Origin of the sequence: Pedobacter suwonensis (genome assembly GCF_007833675.1) — a bacterium.
GTDB lineage: Bacteria > Bacteroidota > Bacteroidia > Sphingobacteriales > Sphingobacteriaceae > Pedobacter > Pedobacter suwonensis.
The window spans coordinates 4,581,891-4,602,453 of the sequence record NZ_CP031708.1 but is presented as its reverse complement, the minus strand read 5'-3'; the positions used below and the strand labels follow the sequence as shown (position 1 = coordinate 4,602,453).

Annotated in this window: 15 protein-coding genes; 5 read left to right on the top strand and 10 right to left on the bottom strand. The window is 40.2% G+C overall.

What is annotated here, in order from left to right:
- The first annotated feature begins 250 nt into the window (after positions 1–250).
- The 3 genes from eno to DV942_RS19025 all read left to right on the top strand — a co-directional run bounded on the left by eno (position 251) and on the right by DV942_RS19025 (position 2,791).
- The gene (eno, locus tag DV942_RS19035) at positions 251–1,546 is read left to right on the top strand and encodes a phosphopyruvate hydratase (protein ID WP_145860189.1); all 1,296 of its coding nucleotides are present in this window, start codon (positions 251–253) and stop codon (positions 1,544–1,546) included.
- Positions 1,547–1,771: 225 nt separating this feature from the next.
- Entirely contained in the window at positions 1,772–2,071 is a 300-nt protein-coding gene (locus DV942_RS19030; RefSeq protein ID WP_145860187.1) for an FtsB family cell division protein, read from the top strand.
- Positions 2,072–2,176: 105 nt separating this feature from the next.
- On the top strand, positions 2,177–2,791 hold the full coding sequence (locus tag DV942_RS19025; protein ID WP_145860185.1) for a trimeric intracellular cation channel family protein: 615 nt from the start codon (positions 2,177–2,179) through the stop codon (positions 2,789–2,791).
- A gap of 183 nt (positions 2,792–2,974) precedes the next feature.
- Here DV942_RS19025 and DV942_RS19020 read toward each other — a convergent pair whose 3' ends face one another.
- Positions 2,975–5,059: a hypothetical protein gene (locus DV942_RS19020; RefSeq protein WP_145860183.1), complete on the bottom strand. Its 2,085-nt coding sequence runs from the start codon at positions 5,057–5,059 to the stop codon at positions 2,975–2,977.
- Positions 5,060–5,298: 239 nt separating this feature from the next.
- Here DV942_RS19020 and DV942_RS19015 point away from each other — a divergent pair, with 239 nt between their 5' ends.
- Together DV942_RS19015 and DV942_RS19010 are read left to right on the top strand one after the other, a co-directional pair.
- Positions 5,299–6,033 carry a L,D-transpeptidase family protein gene (locus DV942_RS19015; protein ID WP_145860181.1) on the top strand — a complete coding sequence of 245 codons (735 nt, stop codon included), beginning with the start codon at positions 5,299–5,301 and terminating at the stop codon, positions 6,031–6,033.
- 123 nt (positions 6,034–6,156) lie between these two features.
- On the top strand, positions 6,157–7,692 hold the full coding sequence (locus tag DV942_RS19010) for an IS1182 family transposase (protein WP_145855352.1): 1,536 nt from the start codon (positions 6,157–6,159) through the stop codon (positions 7,690–7,692).
- 185 nt (positions 7,693–7,877) lie between these two features.
- Here the strand turns inward: DV942_RS19010 and fabG are convergent, their stop codons facing one another.
- The 9 genes from fabG to DV942_RS18965 all read right to left on the bottom strand — a co-directional run bounded on the left by fabG (position 7,878) and on the right by DV942_RS18965 (position 20,464).
- A complete protein-coding gene (fabG, locus tag DV942_RS19005; protein ID WP_145860179.1) occupies positions 7,878–8,621 on the bottom strand; it encodes a 3-oxoacyl-[acyl-carrier-protein] reductase in 744 nt (247 codons plus the stop codon).
- 45 nt (positions 8,622–8,666) lie between these two features.
- Positions 8,667–8,966, bottom strand: coding sequence for a GIY-YIG nuclease family protein (locus DV942_RS19000; RefSeq protein WP_244950744.1), 300 nt, complete (start codon positions 8,964–8,966; stop codon positions 8,667–8,669).
- 167 nt (positions 8,967–9,133) lie between these two features.
- Positions 9,134–10,210 (bottom strand): agmatine deiminase family protein, encoded by a 1,077-nt coding sequence (locus DV942_RS18995; protein ID WP_145860177.1) that lies wholly within the window; start codon positions 10,208–10,210, stop codon positions 9,134–9,136.
- Positions 10,211–10,437: 227 nt separating this feature from the next.
- Positions 10,438–11,313 carry a carbon-nitrogen hydrolase gene (locus DV942_RS18990; RefSeq protein ID WP_145860175.1) on the bottom strand — a complete coding sequence of 292 codons (876 nt, stop codon included), beginning with the start codon at positions 11,311–11,313 and terminating at the stop codon, positions 10,438–10,440.
- Between the two features lie 306 nt (positions 11,314–11,619).
- Positions 11,620–12,762, bottom strand: coding sequence for an efflux RND transporter periplasmic adaptor subunit (locus tag DV942_RS18985; protein WP_145860173.1), 1,143 nt, complete (start codon positions 12,760–12,762; stop codon positions 11,620–11,622).
- 6 nt (positions 12,763–12,768) lie between these two features.
- Positions 12,769–17,136: a CusA/CzcA family heavy metal efflux RND transporter gene (locus DV942_RS18980; RefSeq protein ID WP_244950743.1), complete on the bottom strand. Its 4,368-nt coding sequence runs from the start codon at positions 17,134–17,136 to the stop codon at positions 12,769–12,771.
- Positions 17,137–17,208: 72 nt separating this feature from the next.
- On the bottom strand, positions 17,209–17,589 hold the full coding sequence (locus tag DV942_RS18975; RefSeq protein ID WP_145860171.1) for a hypothetical protein: 381 nt from the start codon (positions 17,587–17,589) through the stop codon (positions 17,209–17,211).
- A 214-nt stretch (positions 17,590–17,803) separates the two neighbouring features.
- Positions 17,804–19,768: an SPFH domain-containing protein gene (locus tag DV942_RS18970; RefSeq protein WP_145860169.1), complete on the bottom strand. Its 1,965-nt coding sequence runs from the start codon at positions 19,766–19,768 to the stop codon at positions 17,804–17,806.
- Between the two features lie 474 nt (positions 19,769–20,242).
- Positions 20,243–20,464 (bottom strand): cysteine-rich CWC family protein, encoded by a 222-nt coding sequence (locus DV942_RS18965; RefSeq protein WP_145860167.1) that lies wholly within the window; start codon positions 20,462–20,464, stop codon positions 20,243–20,245.
- Positions 20,465–20,563: the final 99 nt, after the last annotated feature.

Here is a 20,563-nt window from a genome sequence, read left to right as displayed (position 1 = left end):
CAACCGAAGTAATACTGCAATTGCTTTTCGAACCAACATCAGTACTCAATACCTGTTAAGCTGCAACCTACATCGGTTTCGCCGCTAATATAAACTTAAAATTAACCATCTGTTAACTCAGTCAACTATCGTAACATTAACCCTCAAAACGCTTTATTTATTTAAAAATTATACTAACTTTGATGTTGGGCTTAGTAATTGTACTTTGTACACTAAGCAGGTTAAAAAATCAACAAAAATTAAAATAAAAATGAGCATAATCGTTAATGTCCATGCGAGACAAATCCTCGATTCAAGAGGAAATCCAACAGTAGAAGTAGAAGTTGCAACAGAAGCAGGTGCATTTGGCCGTGCTGCAGTACCAAGTGGTGCATCTACCGGACAATATGAAGCTGTTGAATTACGTGATGGAGATAAATCTACATATTTAGGAAAAGGCGTTTTAAAAGCAGTAGAAAATGTAAACACCAAAATTGCTGATGCATTAAGGGGTATTGATGTTTTTGAACAAAACGCAATTGACAAACTTATGTTAGACCTTGATGGTACCGAGAACAAAGGTAACTTAGGCGCTAATGCTATTTTAGGTGTTTCTTTAGCGGTTGCAAAAGCTGCTGCTGACGAAATTGGCCAGCCATTATACCGTTATATTGGCGGTGTTAATGCAAACACTTTACCTATCCCGATGATGAACATCATCAATGGTGGTTCTCACTCTGATGCTCCTATTGCATTCCAGGAGTTTATGATCATGCCAGTAGGTGCACCTTCTTTCTCTGAGGCGTTACGTTGGGGAACTGAAGTTTTCCATAGTTTGAAAAAAATCCTTCACGATAGAGGTTTATCTACTGCGGTAGGTGACGAAGGCGGTTTCGCCCCAACTTTTGATGGTACTGAAGATGCAATTGAAACGGTATTAAAAGCTATTGAAACTGCTGGTTACCAACCAGGTTCACAAATCTGTTTGGCGCTAGATTGTGCATCATCTGAGTTCTACAAAGATGGTAAATACGATTATACCAAATTTGAAGGCGATAAAGGTGCTATACGTTCAAGCGAAGAGCAGGCACAATATTTAGCTGATCTTTCTGCGAAATATCCAATTATCTCTATCGAGGATGGTATGGATGAAAACGATTGGGCTGGTTGGAAAACTTTAACTGATAAAGTTGGCGACCGCGTTCAATTGGTAGGTGATGATTTGTTTGTAACCAACGTAACCCGTTTACAACGTGGTATCGATGAAGATACGGCAAACTCTATCCTGGTAAAAGTAAATCAGATCGGTTCATTAACCGAAACGATTAATGCGGTTACTTTAGCACAAAACAGTGGTTATACTTCGGTAATGAGTCACCGTTCTGGTGAAACTGAAGATGTTACCATCGCTGATTTAGCTGTTGCATTAAACTGCGGACAGATTAAAACCGGTTCGGCTTCACGTTCGGACAGGATTGCAAAATACAATCAATTGTTACGTATTGAAGAAGAATTGGGCGAAAACGCACGTTTCATCGGTTCGAAATTCAAATACGCGAAAAAATAACTCTTATGATGAGTGTCATTCTGAGCTTGTCGAAGAACTTTTCGATAGGTGTTTAGACGGGCTCAACACGACAATCGAATTTGATGTTAACAAGTTGAAAAACTTATTTGCGAAACATCCGGAGATTTTAAATCTTCGGATGTTTTTATTTAATACTATATTTGCTCAGCAAACCTTACAGGTTTTAAAAACCTGCAAGGTTTAATGACGGTTTTCGAGAAAAATATGAAACGTTTAATAGATCTTTTCCGCAATAAATATTTCCTTGCAACTGTCGCTTTCGCGATGTGGATGCTATTTTTCGACAAAAATGACATGATGTCGCAATATGAATACCGCAGTCAGGCGAATAAACTGCAGGAAGAAAAGGAATATTTCGAGAAAGAAACCGCCCAGGTTAAAAAGGATTTAAACGAACTGAACACCAACTTAAATACTGCAGAGAAATTTGCACGCGAAAAATACTTTATGAAGAAAGATAATGAAGATGTTTTCGTGATTATCAGGGAGGAGAAGAGAGATTAGTTTTCAGTTGGCAGTGTGCAGTATTCAGTTGAAAGTATTTAGTTTAAAGTTCAACTGTTAAACAACTTGCCGATCAATTAACCGATTAAACCTTTAAACATTCGAATGCTCCATATCCTCTACATTATAGCCATAACTGCCGAGGCCATGACTGCTGCATTATCTGCCGGCAGGCGCGATATGGATTGGGTTGGCGTTTGTATTATTGCCTGGGTTACGGCTCTGGGTGGCGGAACGGTTAGAAATGTATTATTTGGACATTACCCCATGAGTTGGGTAGAACATCCCGAGTATTTAGTGATTACCGCGGCGGCGGCCTTATTTGCTGCTTTTATTGCGTCGATCATGACCAGGCTCAAAAAACTTTTTCTTTACCTGGATGCTTTGGGTTTGGTGGTGTTTACCATTATCGGGTGCCAGGTAGCGCAACAGATTCATTTACCTTATTTGATTGTACTTTTTAGCGGAATGATCACCGGTTGTGCAGGTGGCGTGCTTCGTGATGTACTCTGCAATGAAGTGCCTTTTCTTTTCCGCAAAGAGATTTATGCCAGTGCCGCAATTGTTACCGGCTCTGTTTACATCGGGATCGAACATTTTCATGGATCCGAAATGCTTGCAACTGTTGTTGCTGCCATAGTGGGTTTAACATTGAGACTGCTTTCTATCCGTTTCGAATGGCATATGCCTAAGTTTGTTTACCGGGATGAATGGCACTAACTCAGTTTGGAGTTTTCAGTTCGGAGTTCTGAGTCTCCAAACTTAAAGCTCCCTATTCCTTTTCCTTTCCGTGGTGTCACAAGTACCTTATGTTTAATGGTGCCGGGTATTACCGCCTTTCTATGGATAGCATATATAGTTCGGAGTTCTGAGTCTCCAAACTCACAACACCCAACTCCAAACTTAGAGTTCCCCGTTTCTTTTCCTTAAAAACCACTCGGTTCCGAGCAAGATCATAATTAAACCAAACAGCCACTTCATATTAATCAGTTCATCGTACTTACGTTCTTCATAGCTGATGGTTTTGATGTTCTCATTTTTCAGTATTTCATCAGCTATTTTAAGCAGGTTTTCGGGCATAAACAATTTACCATTGCTTTGTCTAGACATGGTATTTAAAAGCTGGTGGTTGGCTGTTGTTTGCTGGTATTCAGCAATTAAAGCGTTTACATGAAAACTACCGGTAGCCGTGTATTTCTTTCCGCCGAGTGCTGTATTGGCCACATACGAATAACTACCAGCTGGCATGGTACCTGCATCCAATTGATAAGCCGTTTCCGTTTTGGAGAAAGTATAATTGAACAGCTTTCCTGCTTCATTTTTAACCTGCAGATTTACCTCGGGCTCATTAACCGCCTGGTAGCTGTCGTTATAAAGTGTTGCATTAAACTGGATGCTTTCATTTTCATCATAAGCGGCTTTAGCAGTAAAAACCTTAAACCTGCGTTTATCATCTTTAACAGAAAGGTATTGAACAGTTTTTGAAATCAGATCATTTAAAACGGATTTTGGCGCCTCGTTTTCAGCTTCAGCAAGTTTCCATCGCCATAACCCCTCGCCCATTAAATAACCGGTTTTTAAGCCGTTTTCGTTTGCAAAAAACAGCAATGGGTTCTGCGTACTCACTTTACCAATGCGTTGGTTAAAAACTGGTGTAACCCCTGAATTTGCGGTTAACCTGCCAAAGGGACTCAGTAAAGGATCGAAAGATGAAACCTGCTTTTTATCCTCATCCGTCAGGTTGAAACTGGTAAAACCATTGGCAAAATCGGCATATACTTCCTGAACAGAACCATTGGCGGAGCTCAAATTAACTTGATTTTGGATCTGATCAAAAGCATTTACATTGCTCTGTGCCCCTACAATGTACCAGACCGGTTTCTTTAATGCGTTGAATTTCTTTAAAAAGACTGAAGAGATATTCTGCACATCGGGCAACTGATACAAAACAATTAAATCAAATTTAGATGGATCTGTTGCATTTAAATCATCTGCAAGGGTAAGTTTAACTTCGTAGTGTTTATTAAGCGAAATAGCCTCTTTTAAAACGCCCAGATCGGGGTGAGGTGAAGCAGCAGCAAGCAATACTTTCTGCCTGCCGTCAATAACCTCTACATAAAAGGTCTGAATGTTATTTTGCGTGGTAATTTCATTTTCTAAAGCGCCTAATTGTACGGTGTACTTCTGCACACCGATTTTGCCTGCATGGAGCTTTACCGGAATGGTTTTAACAAAAGAAGCGGCATTAATCAAGATATTCTGTTGCGCTATCTTTGCATCGTTTTCGCTAATGGTTAATGATGTGGTTTCACCGTTGCTTTGAAAAGCCTGTACCTGTACTTCGACCGTAAAATCATCATCCAGATATACAATGTTATTGTAATTTACATTCGAGATCAATACATCGCGCCTGGGAATACTATCACCCAGCGCAATGGTGTAAATTGGTGCATTGATCTGATTAACGCTGTATAATGGGTTGCCACCATGGTTAAAAATCCCATCAGTGGCCAAAACAACTGCCCCGACATTGCGGTTGGTATATTCATCTCTGATTTTCTGAAAAAATGCAGAAGCATCGGTCAATTTCCCCTGGTTTTTAAAGTCGAAACCATCAGCAACCTGATCGCCAAAATGAAGGACTTTTACTTCGTATTTACCTGCGAGTTTATCCCTTAACCTTTCAAGATTTTGTTCGTATTGCTTTTGATCGAAACCTGCTGCTTTAACCTGACCAACTGATAGTGAATTATCCTGTCCGATGATGATTACAGGCTTATCTAAAGTATAATTTAAGGTTTTAATGAGTGGTGCAAACAGGAACCATGAAATTGTAGTAACAACCACAATCCTCAACGCAGCCAAACCATATTGAAGTTTTTTATCCAGATTTTTATTACCGCGATAAAGCAACCAGGCATAGAGTATGCCTAATGCCAGGCAACCCAGAAAAGACAAAATAGAAGCCCCTGAAAAAAAAACATTCATAATTCATAAAGATGGTAATTTTAGGTAAATTTTCAAGGTTGTTAATCATAAAGAATTATGCTAAAGCTAAAACACCATTCGTTTAACCACCGAGTACACTGAGGATCATGGAGTATCTAAACCTTTTTAAGCACCGAACTCTGTGTGCTTCGCGTCTTTTCTCTGTGACCTTTGTGGTAAAAAAGAGAACGCTATATGCTCTGTGGTTAATTACCTATCTTTAAAACCAAATCGATCTTATGAAATTAATCTTTTTAACGTTACTGCTATCTCTAAGCTTTATGGTCAATGCCCAAAATAATTTCAAAGCTACTCAAATCAAATTTGAAAGAGTAGAAAAGGCATACAGCGAAAAGTGGGAAACATTAAGAAAATTTATCCTTGCTGAAGGTTTTGGTGATCAATTTTCGATGGTAATCAATGCTTATAAAAGTGAAGGTAAACTGGAAGTTTGGTTAAAGGCTAATACCGATAAAAACTACAAATTATTCCGCACTTATGATTTTTGTGCACATTCGGGTACACTGGGGCCAAAAGTAGTGGAAGGAGACGGACAAACACCTGAAGGATTTTATTACATCAATGTTTTCAACCCGATGAGCAAATTTCATTTATCAATGGGTATAAATTATCCGAATACGATAGATGATGCTCGAACTGGAAAAGGCCGAAAACCGGGAAGTGATATTTACATCCATGGCGATTGTGTTACGGTTGGTTGCATTCCGCTAACGGACGAAAAAATTAAAGAAGTGTATATTCTAGGCGTTGAGGCAAGCAACGCTGGTCAGGAAAAGATTCCGGTAAACATTTATCCCTTCAAAATGACCAATGGAAACTTAAAAAAGTATTCAAAGCAATTTCCTGATCAGGCCAGTTTCTGGACATCGTTACAACCTGGCTATTTAGCTTTTGAGAAGAATAAAAATCAAGCCGATGTAAGTGAAGTGAAGGGAAAATATGTTGTGAAGTAACAAAAAAAGAGGCTGTCTCAAAAAGGCAGCCTCTTTTGTTTGGATAAAAAGTACACTTTTTGTCGGTTAATCTTGCTTTATTGAATTGAATTTCAGATATTTATATATAAATAATTGAGATTTATGGCTGTCCAAAAACCTGTTTTCAAGCCTTATTACCAGGGCCAGATCATGGCTATTCCGCCCACGCTTGATGAGCTCGTGGCGAAAGGCCATCCTGTCCGGATTGTAGACGACGTCATCAACCGGATCAATATCCAGGGGCTTTTAAATGCTTACAAGATTAAGGGTGCTTCAAGCTATCATCCACAAATGCTGTTGAAGGTTCTGGTATATGGCTATCTAAGCAATGTATACAGCAGCAGAAAGCTGGAGGTGGCCTGCAGGGAGAACATCAACTTTATGTGGCTGAGCGGGATGAGCTATCCCGACCACAATACCATCAACCGTTTCCGTGGCGCCCGCCTTAAGGAAAGCCTTCGCAGCGTATTCGAGGAGGTGGTAAAACTGTTGGCTGCCGAAGGCCTGTTGAGCATTGAAGAAGTTTATACCGACGGCACCAAGATAGAGGCCAATGCCAATAAATACACTTTTGTATGGAAAAAGGCCATCCAGACCAATAAGGAAAAGATGAAGAAAGCCCTGGGTGAAATCTGGCAATATGCCCAGAGCGTTGCCAAGATGGAAGACGGCTTGCCCGAACCACCGGATTTTACCGATATTGATACCCAAAAGGTACAGCAGACGGTGGATACGCTCAATGCGGTATTGTCAGAAAAACCCGGTCTGGACAAAAAGGTCAAAGCGAAGCTGAAATATGTAACCAGGGAATATCCGGAAAAGATGGCAGAATATGAACGTAAAGAAGAAATACTGGGGAACCGGAACAGCTTTAGCAAAACCGATGAGGATGCGACCTTCATGCGCATGAAGGAAGACCACATGCGCAACGGACAGCTCAAACCAGGTTACAACGTACAGATATCAACCTCCAACCAGTTCATCGTAAACTATACCATTCACCCCAATCCCACTGATACCACCACTTTAAAGGAACATCTTGAACAGCATGAGGCCAGTTTTGGCAGAACCCTGAAAACCCTTACCGCAGATGCAGGCTACGGAAGCGAGGAGAATTATGAGCTGTTGGAAGCGAACGGGATTGAAGCCTATGTAAAATATGGCATGTTCGATAAAGAGCAGAGTGAAGCCCACAACAAAAAAAAACCATTTGCCCGGGACAGGTTATTCTACAATCAGGAGCAGGACTGTTATATATGTCCGATGGGCCAAAAAATGCATTATATCGGAGACAGCACGAGAAAAACAAGTACCGGTTTTGAGCAGACCAGCAAAAGGTACCAGGCAAAGAACTGCGTTGCCTGCCCACTCAACGGTGCCTGCCACAAATCCCAGGGAGATAGGATCATAGAGGTCAACGAGAACCTAAAGCGGCATAAAGCAAAAGCATACCGGCTACTCAACAGTGACAAGGGAATCGGGAAACGAAAGCAGAGGTGTCATGATGTAGAACCAGTCTTCGGGAATATTAAGCAGAACCACGGGTTCCGCCGCTTCATGCTCCGGGGCAAGGAAAAAGTGGCAATAGAATGGGGATTACTGGCAATCGCACAGAATATCAGAAAAAAAGCAGCATAAAAGGCTCGCTTTTGATGTTTTTTAACAAATTGATAGCTCAATAAACATTTCTAGCCAGCAATGAACAAATAACACACAGAATTATTTAAACACAAAAAAAAGCTGTCTCGTGTATTTTGAGACAGCCTCTTTTTTATCGCTTGTTGAACTAAACCTTCCGTCTTAAGTCTTAAACCTTACACCTCTTAGAGCATTCCACCGCAAACCGATAAGGTTTGTCCGGTTACGTAAGCACTCATATCTGAAGCCAGGAACACGCAAACATTTGCAATATCTTCGGTTTCGCCGGCACGTTTTAACGGAATATCTTTTTCCCAACCTTCAACTACTTTAGGATCTAAAACATCTGTCATTTCGGTACGGATGAAGCCTGGCGCAACCACGTTAGCACGGATATTTCTCGATCCCAGTTCTTTAGCTACCGATTTGGTAAAACCGATAATACCAGCTTTAGAAGCGGCATAATTAGCCTGACCAGCATTGCCTGAAACACCAACTACCGAACTCATGTTAATGAAAACACCTTTACGGGCTTTCATCATCACTTTAGATGCTGCCTTAGTTACGTTAAAGATCGATTTTAAGTTGACGTTGATTACATCATCCCAGTTCTCTTCACTCATCCTCATTAATAAACCATCTTTGGTAATACCAGCATTATTTACTACAATATCAATGGCTCCAAATTCTGCCACGATATCACTGATCAATTGCTCAGCTTCATCAAATTTGGAAGCATCAGAACGATAACCTTTAACTTTGGTACCAAAGCTTTGTAATTCTTGCTCCAAAGCTTCGCCTTTTTCTACTGATGATAAATAGGTGAATGCTACATTAGCACCTTGCTCTGCAAATTTCTCCGCTATTTTACGACCGATTCCTTTTGATGCGCCGGTAATTAATGCTGTTTTTCCTTCTAGTAATTTCATTTAGTATTATTGTTTGTCAGTCTGAGCCTGTCGAAGACTCATCTGTTATTTATTTTTATAGTTTGATAATCTTATAATTTCATTCCAATTTTCTTCGAATAAAGCTTCTTTTTTCTTTCTGCCCCAACCTTTAACTTGTTTTTCGAAATTAATAGCATCTTCTATTTGGTCAAATCTTTGGTAATATTTCAAAATGACTGGTCTCCTGGAAAAAGTATAAGCTAGATCATTTTCTCCATCATTATGCTGAATAAGTCTGGTTTCCAAATCATTTGTAACACCTACATAATAACTTTTATCCGCACACTCCAGAATGTAGACAAAATAATTATGTATCCTAATCATTAGCAATCTTTAGAAGCATAAAGTTAATAAAAATATTCCTTGCTGATGTTCTCAAGTTGAGCTTACCGAAAGTCCTTCGACAGGCTCAGGATGACAATCGGATTGGATATAAATTGTTAACTGCTGAATTGCTAAAGACTGGAAACTTAAAATTGCAAACTCAAAACTTATACCGCCGGTTCCTGCTGACTCAAACAGTGAAAACTTCCCAATCCCCAAATAATATCGACTGAGTTAATTCCAATCACCTTGCGATCGGGGAAACAGCCCTGGATAATATCTAAAGCTTTTTGGTCGTTCACATCATCAAACACAGGCACAATTACAGCCGCATTAGCAATGTAAAAATTAGCATAAGACGCTGGCAAACGGGTATCATCATAGATAACCGGCGAGGGCATAGGTAACTCCACAATATTTAATGGGCGGCCATCCTTTAATTTCATCGCCTTTAACGCTTCCAAATTTTCCTGTAATAAAATATAGTTTTCATCCAAGGGATTACTTTCTACAACAGTTAAAACGGTATCCTCGTTTACAAAACGGGTAATATCATCAATATGACCATCAGTATCATCCCCTACAATACCATCGCCGAGCCATAATACCTGATCCTGACCGTAATATTCAAGCAGGTACTTTTCAATCTGTTCTTTGGTTAAATGTGGATTGCGGTTCTCGTTCAACAAACAGGCTGTAGTGGTTAAAACTGTACCGGCGCCATTAAACTCTACCGAACCGCCTTCCATTACAATATCGGGATTGAATAATGGCAGATTAAAATGTTTTGCAATTTTAGTTGGCACTACATCATCCAGATCAAACGGCGGGTACTTACCACCCCAGGCGTTGTAACCCCAATCTACCACTGCTTTTTCATTGCCTTTAAGCACAAATGCCGGCCCATGATCGCGGCACCAGGCATCATTGGTTTCGTTGAAATAAAATTCAATCTGCGTTAAATCGGCATCTGCTTTTTGAAGTTCGCCAATGGCAAAGGCTTTCATTTCTTCGTCTTTTACATTGATCCGTACTTTTTCGCCCTCAGCCACCACTTTAATAAACTGACAGTAAGGCTCATAAATAGTTTCAATCTTACCCGGCCAACTGGCCTCTTTGTGCGGCCAACTTAACCAGGTTGCCTCATGTTTAGCCCACTCAGCAGGGAAAGCATAACCTTGCTGCTTAGGTGAATAATCGAATTGATTGATATTTAAATCTTTTCTTGGCGGAAAGTTTGACATCTAATTTTAATTTATAAAATGAATGGTTCGTGAGGACACGAACCATGGATTTGGATGTTCGTCATCTCGACTGGAGCGCAGCGCAATGGAGAGATCTATTGATAAAAATTGAAGATTAGATTTCTCGTCTCCGTTTCACTCGCTCGAAATGACGATTTTGGACGTTTATTAAAATAAACAATCCTCCATAGTTGTTCGCTTTAAGCTTTGGTCTTTAACCTTTCCGCTTAATCCCCATCAATATACCTTTTCGTAATCGGCTGGTAAGAATCAATTCTTCTGTCTCTTAAAAATGGCCAGTGCTTGCGCATAAAATCACTTTGATCGAGGTCCAGCTCCACAACTTCGGTTTCTTCCTGATCATGTGATGCTAAATAAAGCAACCGACCCTGTGCATTGGTTGCAAAACTGCCACCCCAGAATTTCATTGCCCCATCTTGTTCAAAGCCAACACGGTTTACACTCACCACCGGAACGCCATTGGCCACAGCATGCGAGCGTTGAATGGTTTGCCAGGCATTGTATTGATCCTGGTTGGTTTCCTCATCCTGATCGGTAGCCCATCCAATTGCTGTTGGATAAAACATGATATCGGCCCCCATTAATGCGGTAATGCGTGATGCTTCAGGATACCATTGATCCCAACAGATTAGAATGCCGATCTTCGCAAATTTGGTTTGGAAAACCTTATATCCCAAATCACCTGGGGTAAAGTAAAATTTTTCGTAGTAAGCCGGATCATCAGGAATGTGCATTTTGCGATACTTACCTAAATATGATCCATCGGCATCTAAAACAGCAGTGGTATTGTGGTACAAACCTTCAGCGCGTTTTTCAAACAACGAAGCAATAATTACTACACCCAATTCTTTAGCAATTACCTGTAAAGCATCGGTTGACGGACCTGGAATAGCTTCTGCAAGATTGAAATTATCGTAATCTTCAACATCGCAGAAGTATAAGGATGTAAAAAGTTCCTGCAAACACACAATCTGTGCTCCTTTTGCAGCGGCTTCCCTTACTTTCGTAATCGCTTTATCTAAATTTTCCTGCTTATCTTTAGTACAACTCATCTGCACTAAGCCAACTTTTACTTTCTTCATGTTTTCTGAAATGAGAGAATGAGAGAATGGTTAATTGAGAGAATGTTATTGTAATTTTAAACCACATTCACTCCTTCAAAAATTCACTCATGCTAAATTAACATGCAAAGTTACTATTTGTTTAAGAGTAGAACGGCATAAAATTGTAAATATTGGTATAAATCGGCTTCAATCATTTATGCTAAGATGAGGCATTTTGTTTTTAAAATTCAATGCCCAAAAAGCAAAAAAATATGCTGCAATTGCTTCATTTATCTTTTTGAGGCATTGTGCAGCATACTTAAATATTTGGTATTCAGACCGAAGTTATTCGCCCTCTTCTCCTCCGTTTTTCATTTTCATTAAAAGTGCATAAGCATTTTTTGTCACCACACTGCCCAGCTGTTTATTGGTTTTAATTTCTATAAACCCATCCACTGTTGTTCCAATTTCTACAGGAACCATTTTGTACAGCCTATTACCAACTTCCTCAAAAATGTAATATTTATTTTCCCATTTAACTATGGCATCTTCCGGCACGGCATCAACGGTTTCGTTGCCAACAGAAATGGCCGCATTTAGAAATGAGCCTGGTAATAGTTTATGATCTGAATTTTGAATATCACAATGTACGGTTGTAGTCCGGTCGTCTTCAATATTAGGCGTAATCAGATGTATTTTAGCGATATATTTCTTTTCGGGGTTTGTTGTCGTGTTGCAGATCACTTCTTGTCCTTTTTTTAAACTGGCCGCATCTTTTTCAAATACAGTAAGGTTTGCGTGTAATTCTCCCGGACCAATTAATTCAAATAAAATATCGGCTGCGTTAACAAATTTGCCCGTGTTTACATTAACCTTTGTAACGTATCCACTAATGGGCGAATAAATTTTAATATTACGGGTGATCGAATTTTCATTTAAAATTTCAGGATTAATGCCAATTAGCCTCAGTTTTTGAGCAAGTGCTTTTACCAAAACTTTTTGATTATTATAATCGCTTTCAGTTTGCTGAAAGATTTTATCACTCGTTGCCTTGGTTTGATTTAGTCCCTTTTGCCTGGTATAATCTGCCGCCAAAAACTTCAGTCTGTTTTGAGAAGTTAAGTAATCTTGCTGGAGTTGGATGTACTGCTGATCTTCGACGGTAGCCAACACTGCTCCTTTGGTGACAAACATTCCGGGCATCATAATCATTTTCTTAATATAGCCGCCCATAGGCACACTTACGGAATAGGTATTTTCTGGTGGCACATCTACAACACCATTAACATTAATGGTACTATGCATCGTTTTTCGCGTGATTTTTCCGGTTAAAATCCCCGCATTTTTAACTTGTGCCTCGGTAAGTTGCACCTCGTCTGTGTTTGCTGCAACAGGTTTTTCTGCCTGTACGGTTTCTTTTTTATCCGCACTGCTGCAAGCCATTAGAAGTGACATGCAAACCAATCCTGCTAATATTTGAGTTCTCATTTTATCTTATTTATCTGTGGCTGTAATACGTTCAATTTCAAACGCAGCTTCGTTAAATTGCTGCACTTTATCATAATATTCTGCTTTGACCTGTATAAACTGGTTAACCAAGATCACCCAATCCAGATAGGCAATCTCGCCGGCATTGAGTTTATCAGATGCCGTTCTAAAAATATCACCAGCATTCCTTAAAGCGATTTTATGGTAAGAGCCGATCAGTTTTTCAAGCCTGTTATACCGTTCAACCGCGTTTATTAAATTATTATCCAAAGTTTTTTTTGTTAAGGCCAATTCTTTTTCACGCTGTTGGATGAGGATGCCATTGGCTTTGATGCGGGAATTTTGCGCACCGAAAAAGATTGGAATTCCGATCCCAACACTAATTGAAGAAAACCTTTTACTTTTGTCGAAATATTGCTCTGCCCCAATACTGTTGGTTTGCCAACCAATAATACTCGAGTTATTATAACCAAAACTTAAAGAAGGCAGCAGTTTACTTTTTTCGAGGGCCTTCTGTTGTCTGGCCAATACCAACTGTTCCTCTCCCAATTTTAGTAAAGGATGGTTGATCTCTTCCTGTTTCAATAAAGGCCTTGTGGCGTAAAGCAAGCTATCAGCCTCCGGCTGCAGGTTTTCACTGCTGTTTAACAAAAACTTAAACCTGTTTTGCATCAGTGTATAATCTGTTTTAAGCAACTCAAGTTGATTGTTAATTTGCTGCTTTTGATTTTCTGCAGTACGAAGTTCAAGCAAATCCACATCGCCTGATTTAAAACGCTGGGTAGATTTATCCAGAAATGCACCATAAACGCTATCGGCCCAAAGCAATAATTTCTCTTTTTCACTTAATAACAAAAGGCTGTAGTAGGCGGATTTCACTTCGGTTTTCAAGTCGAGCTGGCGCGCATCAACTTCAATCTCACTGATGCGCAAATTTGTTTTATGGGTAGCAAATTGCCTTGCATAAACAGTCGGGAAATCGAGTGTTTGTACAACAGAAAATTTATTGTCATTCTCCAGACTGTTGAATTTGCCATAATCGAAACCAATTGCTGTTTTTGGTGCGTCAAAGCTACTTTTGGCAATTTGCTGATAATACTGAACGTTGGTTTTGGCAACCTGCAACGAAATGTTGTTTTTAACGGCCGTATCTAACGCCGCTTTTAAGCCGATGGACTTCTGCGCATTCGTATTTAAGGCTCCAAAAAGTATGATGAGTACAGTTAACGCAAGTTTATTTTTAGGTTTGAAATAAGAAAAGCCCTTTTCAAATAATATGTATAACATGGGCAAAACAAATAATGTTAATAACGTAGAAATTAATAAACCACCAATAACCACTGTAGCCAATGGTTTTTGAACTGCACCGCCTGCACCGGTACTGATGGCCATGGGAATAAAACCAAGTGATGGGACCAATGCCGTCATTAAAACGGCACGAAGTTTTGATTTTGTAGCATGGATGACAATTCTTTTTACATCTGTCCAACCCTCTCTTTTTAACCGGTTAAATTCTGAAACCAGGAGAATTCCGTTTAATACGGCTACACCGAAAAGGGCGATGAAACCTACACCGGCCGAAATACTAAATGGCAAATCCCTGATCCATAAAGCAAATATGCCACCTGTTGCGGAAAGTGGAATAGCGGTATAAATTAAAAGTCCTTGTTTAACAGAACTGAAAGCAAAATAAAGGAGTAAGAAAATTAGCAATAAGGCGATCGGTACTACAATTGCCAATCGTGATTTCGCTGCCGTCATATTTTCAAAAGAGCCGCCATAAGAAATGGTATAACCTTTAGGTAAGTTAAGTTTTGCAGCTGCTTTCTGCTGTAGTTCCTCTACAATCGACTGCACATCCCTATCCTTCACATTAAACCCAACAATGATCCTGCGTTTGGTATCTTCTCTTTGAATCTGGTTAACTCCTTCCACTTCTTCAATATTAGCAACCATACTTAAAGGCACCTGATTACCGGATTTGGTTAAAACCATCAGGTTTTCTACATCTTTAATATTTTTCCGGGCTGCTTCGTCAAGGCGTACCACCATATCAAAACGTTTTTCCCCTTCATAAACCTGACCTGCTACCTGACCTGCAAAAGCAGTATTAACCACCCGGTTTACATCGCCTACGTTTATGCCATATTTAGCCATTCCGTCGCGGTTGTATTTTATTACTACCTGAGGCATTCCCGTAACCTGCTCCTCGTAAACATTGATAGCTCCTTTAACGGTACCGATTATGGTTCCTAAACGTTTGGCATAACCAGCCAGCGAATCCAGGTCTTCACCGAATATTTTACAAACTACATCCTGCCTTGCACCAGTCATTAGTTCGTTAAACCGCATTTGTACCGGAAATTGGAAACCCACGGTAATACCAGGAATTACTTCAACCGCTTTGGTCATTTTGGCACTTAATTCCGGAAATGATTTAGCAGAAGTCCATTCTTTTTTAGGTTTTAAGATTACCATCATATCCCCTGCTTCAAAGGGCATGGGATCTGTTGGTACCTCGGCACTTCCTATTTTGGTTACGATCTTTTGCACCTCAGGAAACTTATCCAACAGAATTTTCGATGCTTTTTGTGTAGTTTCAATCGTATTGTTCAGGTTACTACCGGTGAGCAAACGGGTTTCAACTGCAAAATCGCCTTCTTCCAGCTGTGGAATAAATTCGCCGCCGAGGGTACCCATTATAAAAATAGAGATAGCGAACAAGGATAGTGTAACGACCAGAATGGTTTTTGGAAAACGGAGTACTTTACTTAAGATGGGTTGGTACTTTCTCTCTATCCATGCCATCAGCTTATCGGTTAAATTTTTCTTGTGGCTGATGGTTTTATTCAGGCATAAGGCCGACATCATCGGCACATAAGTGATGGACAAGAGAAATGCGCCAAGAATAGCAAAAGCAATGGTCCAGGCCATGGGTTTAAACATCTTACCTTCAATGCCTTCCAGCGATAAAATAGGCAGGTAAACAATTAGTATGATAATCTGGCTAAATACTGCCGATTTAATCATTGATCCTGTTGATTTCTCCACTTCATTATCCATCTGGTTTTGGTCTATCTTACCGATAGCCCTAAAGTGTTTACTGTGCGAAAAGCGGTGAAGAATAGCCTCTACCACAATTACAGAACCATCTACAATTAAACCGAAATCTATCGCTCCAAGCGACATCAGGTTTCCGCCAACCCCAAACTTATTCATCAATATGATCGCAAAAAGCATAGATAGCGGGATCACAGAGGATACGATCAGGCCTGCACGAAGATTCCCTAAGAAAAACACCAGAACAAAAATCACAATCAGCGCACCTTCCATTAAGTTGGTCTCTACGGTACTAATGGCATTGTCGACCATTTTTGTTCTATCCAGAAAAGGCTCGATCACCACGCCATCGGGAACCATTTTTTGAATTTTCGCAATTTTATCTTTAACCCGTTTTACTACCACAGAAGAATTTTCACCTTTTAACATCATCACCACAGCACCTGCAACTTCACCCTGGGCATTATAAGTCATCGCGCCATAACGTATGGCCGAGCCATACTGAACCTTGGCAACCTGGCCCATTAAAACAGGCATTCCGTTATCAAGCGTTTTTACCACAATCTTTTCAATATCGGCCAGATTGGTTGTTAATCCTTCGCTTCGGATATATAAAACAGTTGGTCCCTTTTCAATGTATGCCCCGCCTGTATTTTCATTATTTTTTTCGAGGGCATCGAATATTTCGGCAATGGTTAATCCATAGGCTTTAAGTTGGTCTTGCCGCACCGCAACTTCGTATTGTTTCAGCCTGCCGCCAAAACTAGATACTTCCGCGACTCCGGGCGTACCTAAAAGTTGCCTTCTTACTATCCAATCCTGAATGGTACGCAATTCCTGTTCATTAAATTTGCCTTCGTAACCTTTTTTTGGCCGAACTACATATTGATATATTTCGCCTAGGCCTGTTGAAACAGGAGCCATTGCCGGCGAGCCTATACCCTGTGGAATTTCTTGCTGCACCTGCTGTAAGCGTTCGGCAATTTGCTGCCTTGCCCAGTAAACATCGGTTTCTTCAGTGAAAACGATGGTAACCAAAGAAAGTCCGAAACGTGAAAAACTCCTGATCTGTTTAAGTCCGGAAATACTGCTACAGGCTTGCTCAATGGGAAATGTAATGAGGCGCTCAATATCCGGTGCGCCCAATGATGGAGAAACGGTAATAACCTGCACCTGGTTATCGGTAATATCAGGAAGTGCATCTATCGGTAATTTAGTAACCTCGTAAGTACCCCAGCCAATTAGTGAGCATACGAACAAAGCAATAATCAGTTTATTCCGGATGGAAAAACCGATGATTTTATTTAACATCATAACTTAAATTAAAATAACAGACATATCCAGAAGCCATGGGAAATGGTTCTGAAAAAATTTGAACAATAAATTTTAAGCTATGGCAATGGGTGGGCGAAACAGGCTTCCGAAAGCAGGATTAGTATAGGAATTGGTGTAACTGAAAGTTTTCCTGGTATGTATATTCAGGCATACTGCTTTTAGTAAAATAAATTTTTCTGCCGGAACACCGATTGAAATGATATGATGACCATCAATTTTTTTGAAAGGAAGTTTCATATCCTCTTCATCATCATGATCATCCAGGTCATGCCCGAAGTAATGCATTTCAAGAAAGTCCATAAAACTGATTTCAGCATTGAGCTGATGGTGTTGTAAAAAGTGAAGAACAAGTTGAGGTGCCTTTATTACTTCGCGAACGGAGGTATTAAAAACGAGTACCGGGAAAAGTAGCAGAAGGACAACTTTATTCACCTTGCAAAGATAGCAAAGCTTTCAAAATAATTCAAACCTGCGCGTTTATAATATCTGTTACTTACCGGAAAAGAATGATAACTAAAGCTGGTATTTAAAAATGTGTCAAAAATCGAAAAATGTTAGCAGAATGGAGCCAGTACAGCTCAGAAATCGATATCAAAAAAAGCAGATGAACATTTTTAGTACTGTTCACCTGCTTTCTTAAAATTGTTTAGGGATTGATATTATCCTTTTTCGGTTTCGTTTTGGTTTCTACAATTTCGGCAACAGCAACCACCTCCTTACGTTTTTCAGGATCCATTAACTCCATTAGTTTTAACCCTAATAAACCATCCATTGCTGAACCGCCCGCACTGGCATTTCCACCAATCAATACATCCGGGATCAGTTTCACATTGCCTTTGGATAACTCTTCAGTAATTTTGTAACGGGTAAAGTTTTCGCCTCCCAAAGCTTTAACAGCAAGTTCGTAAGCCTCGGCCGTTGATTTACCTACCGCTAAAATTTTACCCGCCTCGGCACCACCCGTTAACGAAATCTGTTCTGCCTCTGCTGATGCTCTTAATTTAATCGCCTCTGAATCTGCCTGTGCACGTGCTTTCGTAGCCTCAGCTTCAGCATGAGCACGCATTTTGGTAGCCTCAGCCTCTGCTCCTACCGCTAGTTTTACTCCCGCTGCATCACCTTCCGATTTTTTCACTGTTGCACTTGCGGTACGCTCAGCAATCTCCACACTTTGCTGTGCCTTCACAATATCTTTTTGCATATCGGCAATGGCAGTTTCTTTCTCCATTCCCTGGCGGGTTTCCTGTGCTTGTTTTTGAGTTTCGTATGTCACTTTTTGCTCCTCCGCAATTTTACGATCGGTTAAAGTTTTCATTAGCGATTCTGGTGGAACAATATCACCAATCAATGTATCAACCGCATTTACGTTATATTCATCAAGTACCTTACGGATATGCTCTTTTGCCGATTCCTGACGTTCTTTACGGGTACTTAAGAAAGCAATTACATCGCTGCCCTGCGCCGAGTTACGGAAATAGTTACCGATGGTAGGCTCTAAAACCTGCGAAACCAGATTCACCATGTTTCCAAAACGGGCAATCACTTTTGGCGCTTCGGTGGTGGGTACATGGATAATCTGTGCCACATCCAGGTTAAACGGGAAACCATCTTTGGAGCGCACGGTTATAGTTGATAGATTTTTATCCAGGTTATGTGCTTCACTACGTGCCGATGCCCAGTTGAGTACCAGATTGGTTGTAGGAACCAGCTCTACCTTCATAATGTATTTGTTAATCGGATATTTTCCTGGTCCAAGCGGTTCCAGCCAAACGCCTTTGGATCCTTTAGCCACAATATTACCATGTTTAAAATCAGCACCGGTTAAATCATCACCTTCTTTACCAATAAACGAAATCACCACGCCTACATAACCTATGGCAATCTCAGTCATGGGAATTTCTTCTAACTGGATAGCCCAGGGGTTTAAGTTGTAAGAACCTGCCAGAATTACCTGCGGTTGCAAACCGCGATTACCACCATGCCTTATAAAGGCATCAAAATCCTGAAAATTATTGTGGCCTTCTACCAGTTTACCCGCAATCTGGTTAGCTTCGATCGGCAAACCATCCAGCGTAGTTACAATTCCCACCATACTTTCCTGAATGCGGACCATATCGGTAACAGAAACCTGAAACAACATGGTATTGATCCGGTACGAACCGGAAGTAATGTAAGCGGTTTGCCTCCCCCGCTGACCACCGTTTTCGAGGAACTTTACGGCATCCTGAAAATTATCAGATTCTACTTTTTGCCCCAGGATATTGCCTGTTGGGATTTCGGCCCCATCTTTAGCCATAATAAGTCCGATTTTCCCTTCAGGGATGATGGTAAATTGCTCCATGCTTACACTGTACTGCCAAAACCACATCCCGAAATATAAGCCCGGCGCCAAAGTTTTTCCCTGGAAACCTGCCTCGCCTTTAATCGCGATAATACGTCCGTCCGGTAATTCCCTTGCCGATCCAAAGAGCACAAATTTTTTGGTAATTAACCCGATCCTGTCTTCAGGTACGATGACCATACCGAATAGGAAACGTAAAATATATTTGTATAAAACAATGCACAACAGTGCCACTAAAACCCACCAGTAATTAGAAATGAGCGCTTCCATAATCTTTTTATATTTTTCTTTTTTTTTAAGCCTGATAAACCATTTATCAGGCGCGATATGGATATCAAATGATGTGCTTTCTTATCATTTTCAGCGCTTAATTTGAAACTATTTTTTATTGATTTTAAGGCCTCAAAAATGACTCAGGATCCATTGAGTGCAAAATGTCATCTGCAGATGACATTTCCTGGAATAAGCTGACCGAACGCTTATAATGAGCAAAATCCGGGCATTTAGATTTGTACAAATAGCCTCAGAAATTTTAAATGTATAAATTACAATTAATGCAAAAAAGATGTCCTTTTTTTAGACCTAAGGAACCGACCTAACCGCAGGACAATGCTCATAAAGCTGGACAATGAAAACAATATAGATATTAGTTAACCGAACGCGTTTTTGGGATAACGTTATCAATGCCTTGGTGTTTAGCCAAAGACCAGGTATATAAACTGGAAAGCAATAATTAATTAAAACTTATACCCCTATTTCTTCTCTGTATTCCTGTTGCAGTTCGAACAGGCATTTGGCACAAAGGCAGCCATCGTAGAGTTCGGAGATATACTGTACTTCGTTAATGCTGAGTTGCACCACACTGCACTGGCATTTGGTATAGGAATTTGCCTTGCATTCAATAGCGCTCCCGCATCTTTCGCAGGGAATGATTTCGTGTTTGCTATGAGTAGAGGTATAAGACATGAGATGTAAGGTTTAAGGTAAAACCTTTTGTAATACAAAAATATAAACAAAAAATAAGGTTTTGAGCGTTTGCCCAAAACCTTATCTATTTTATTGCTT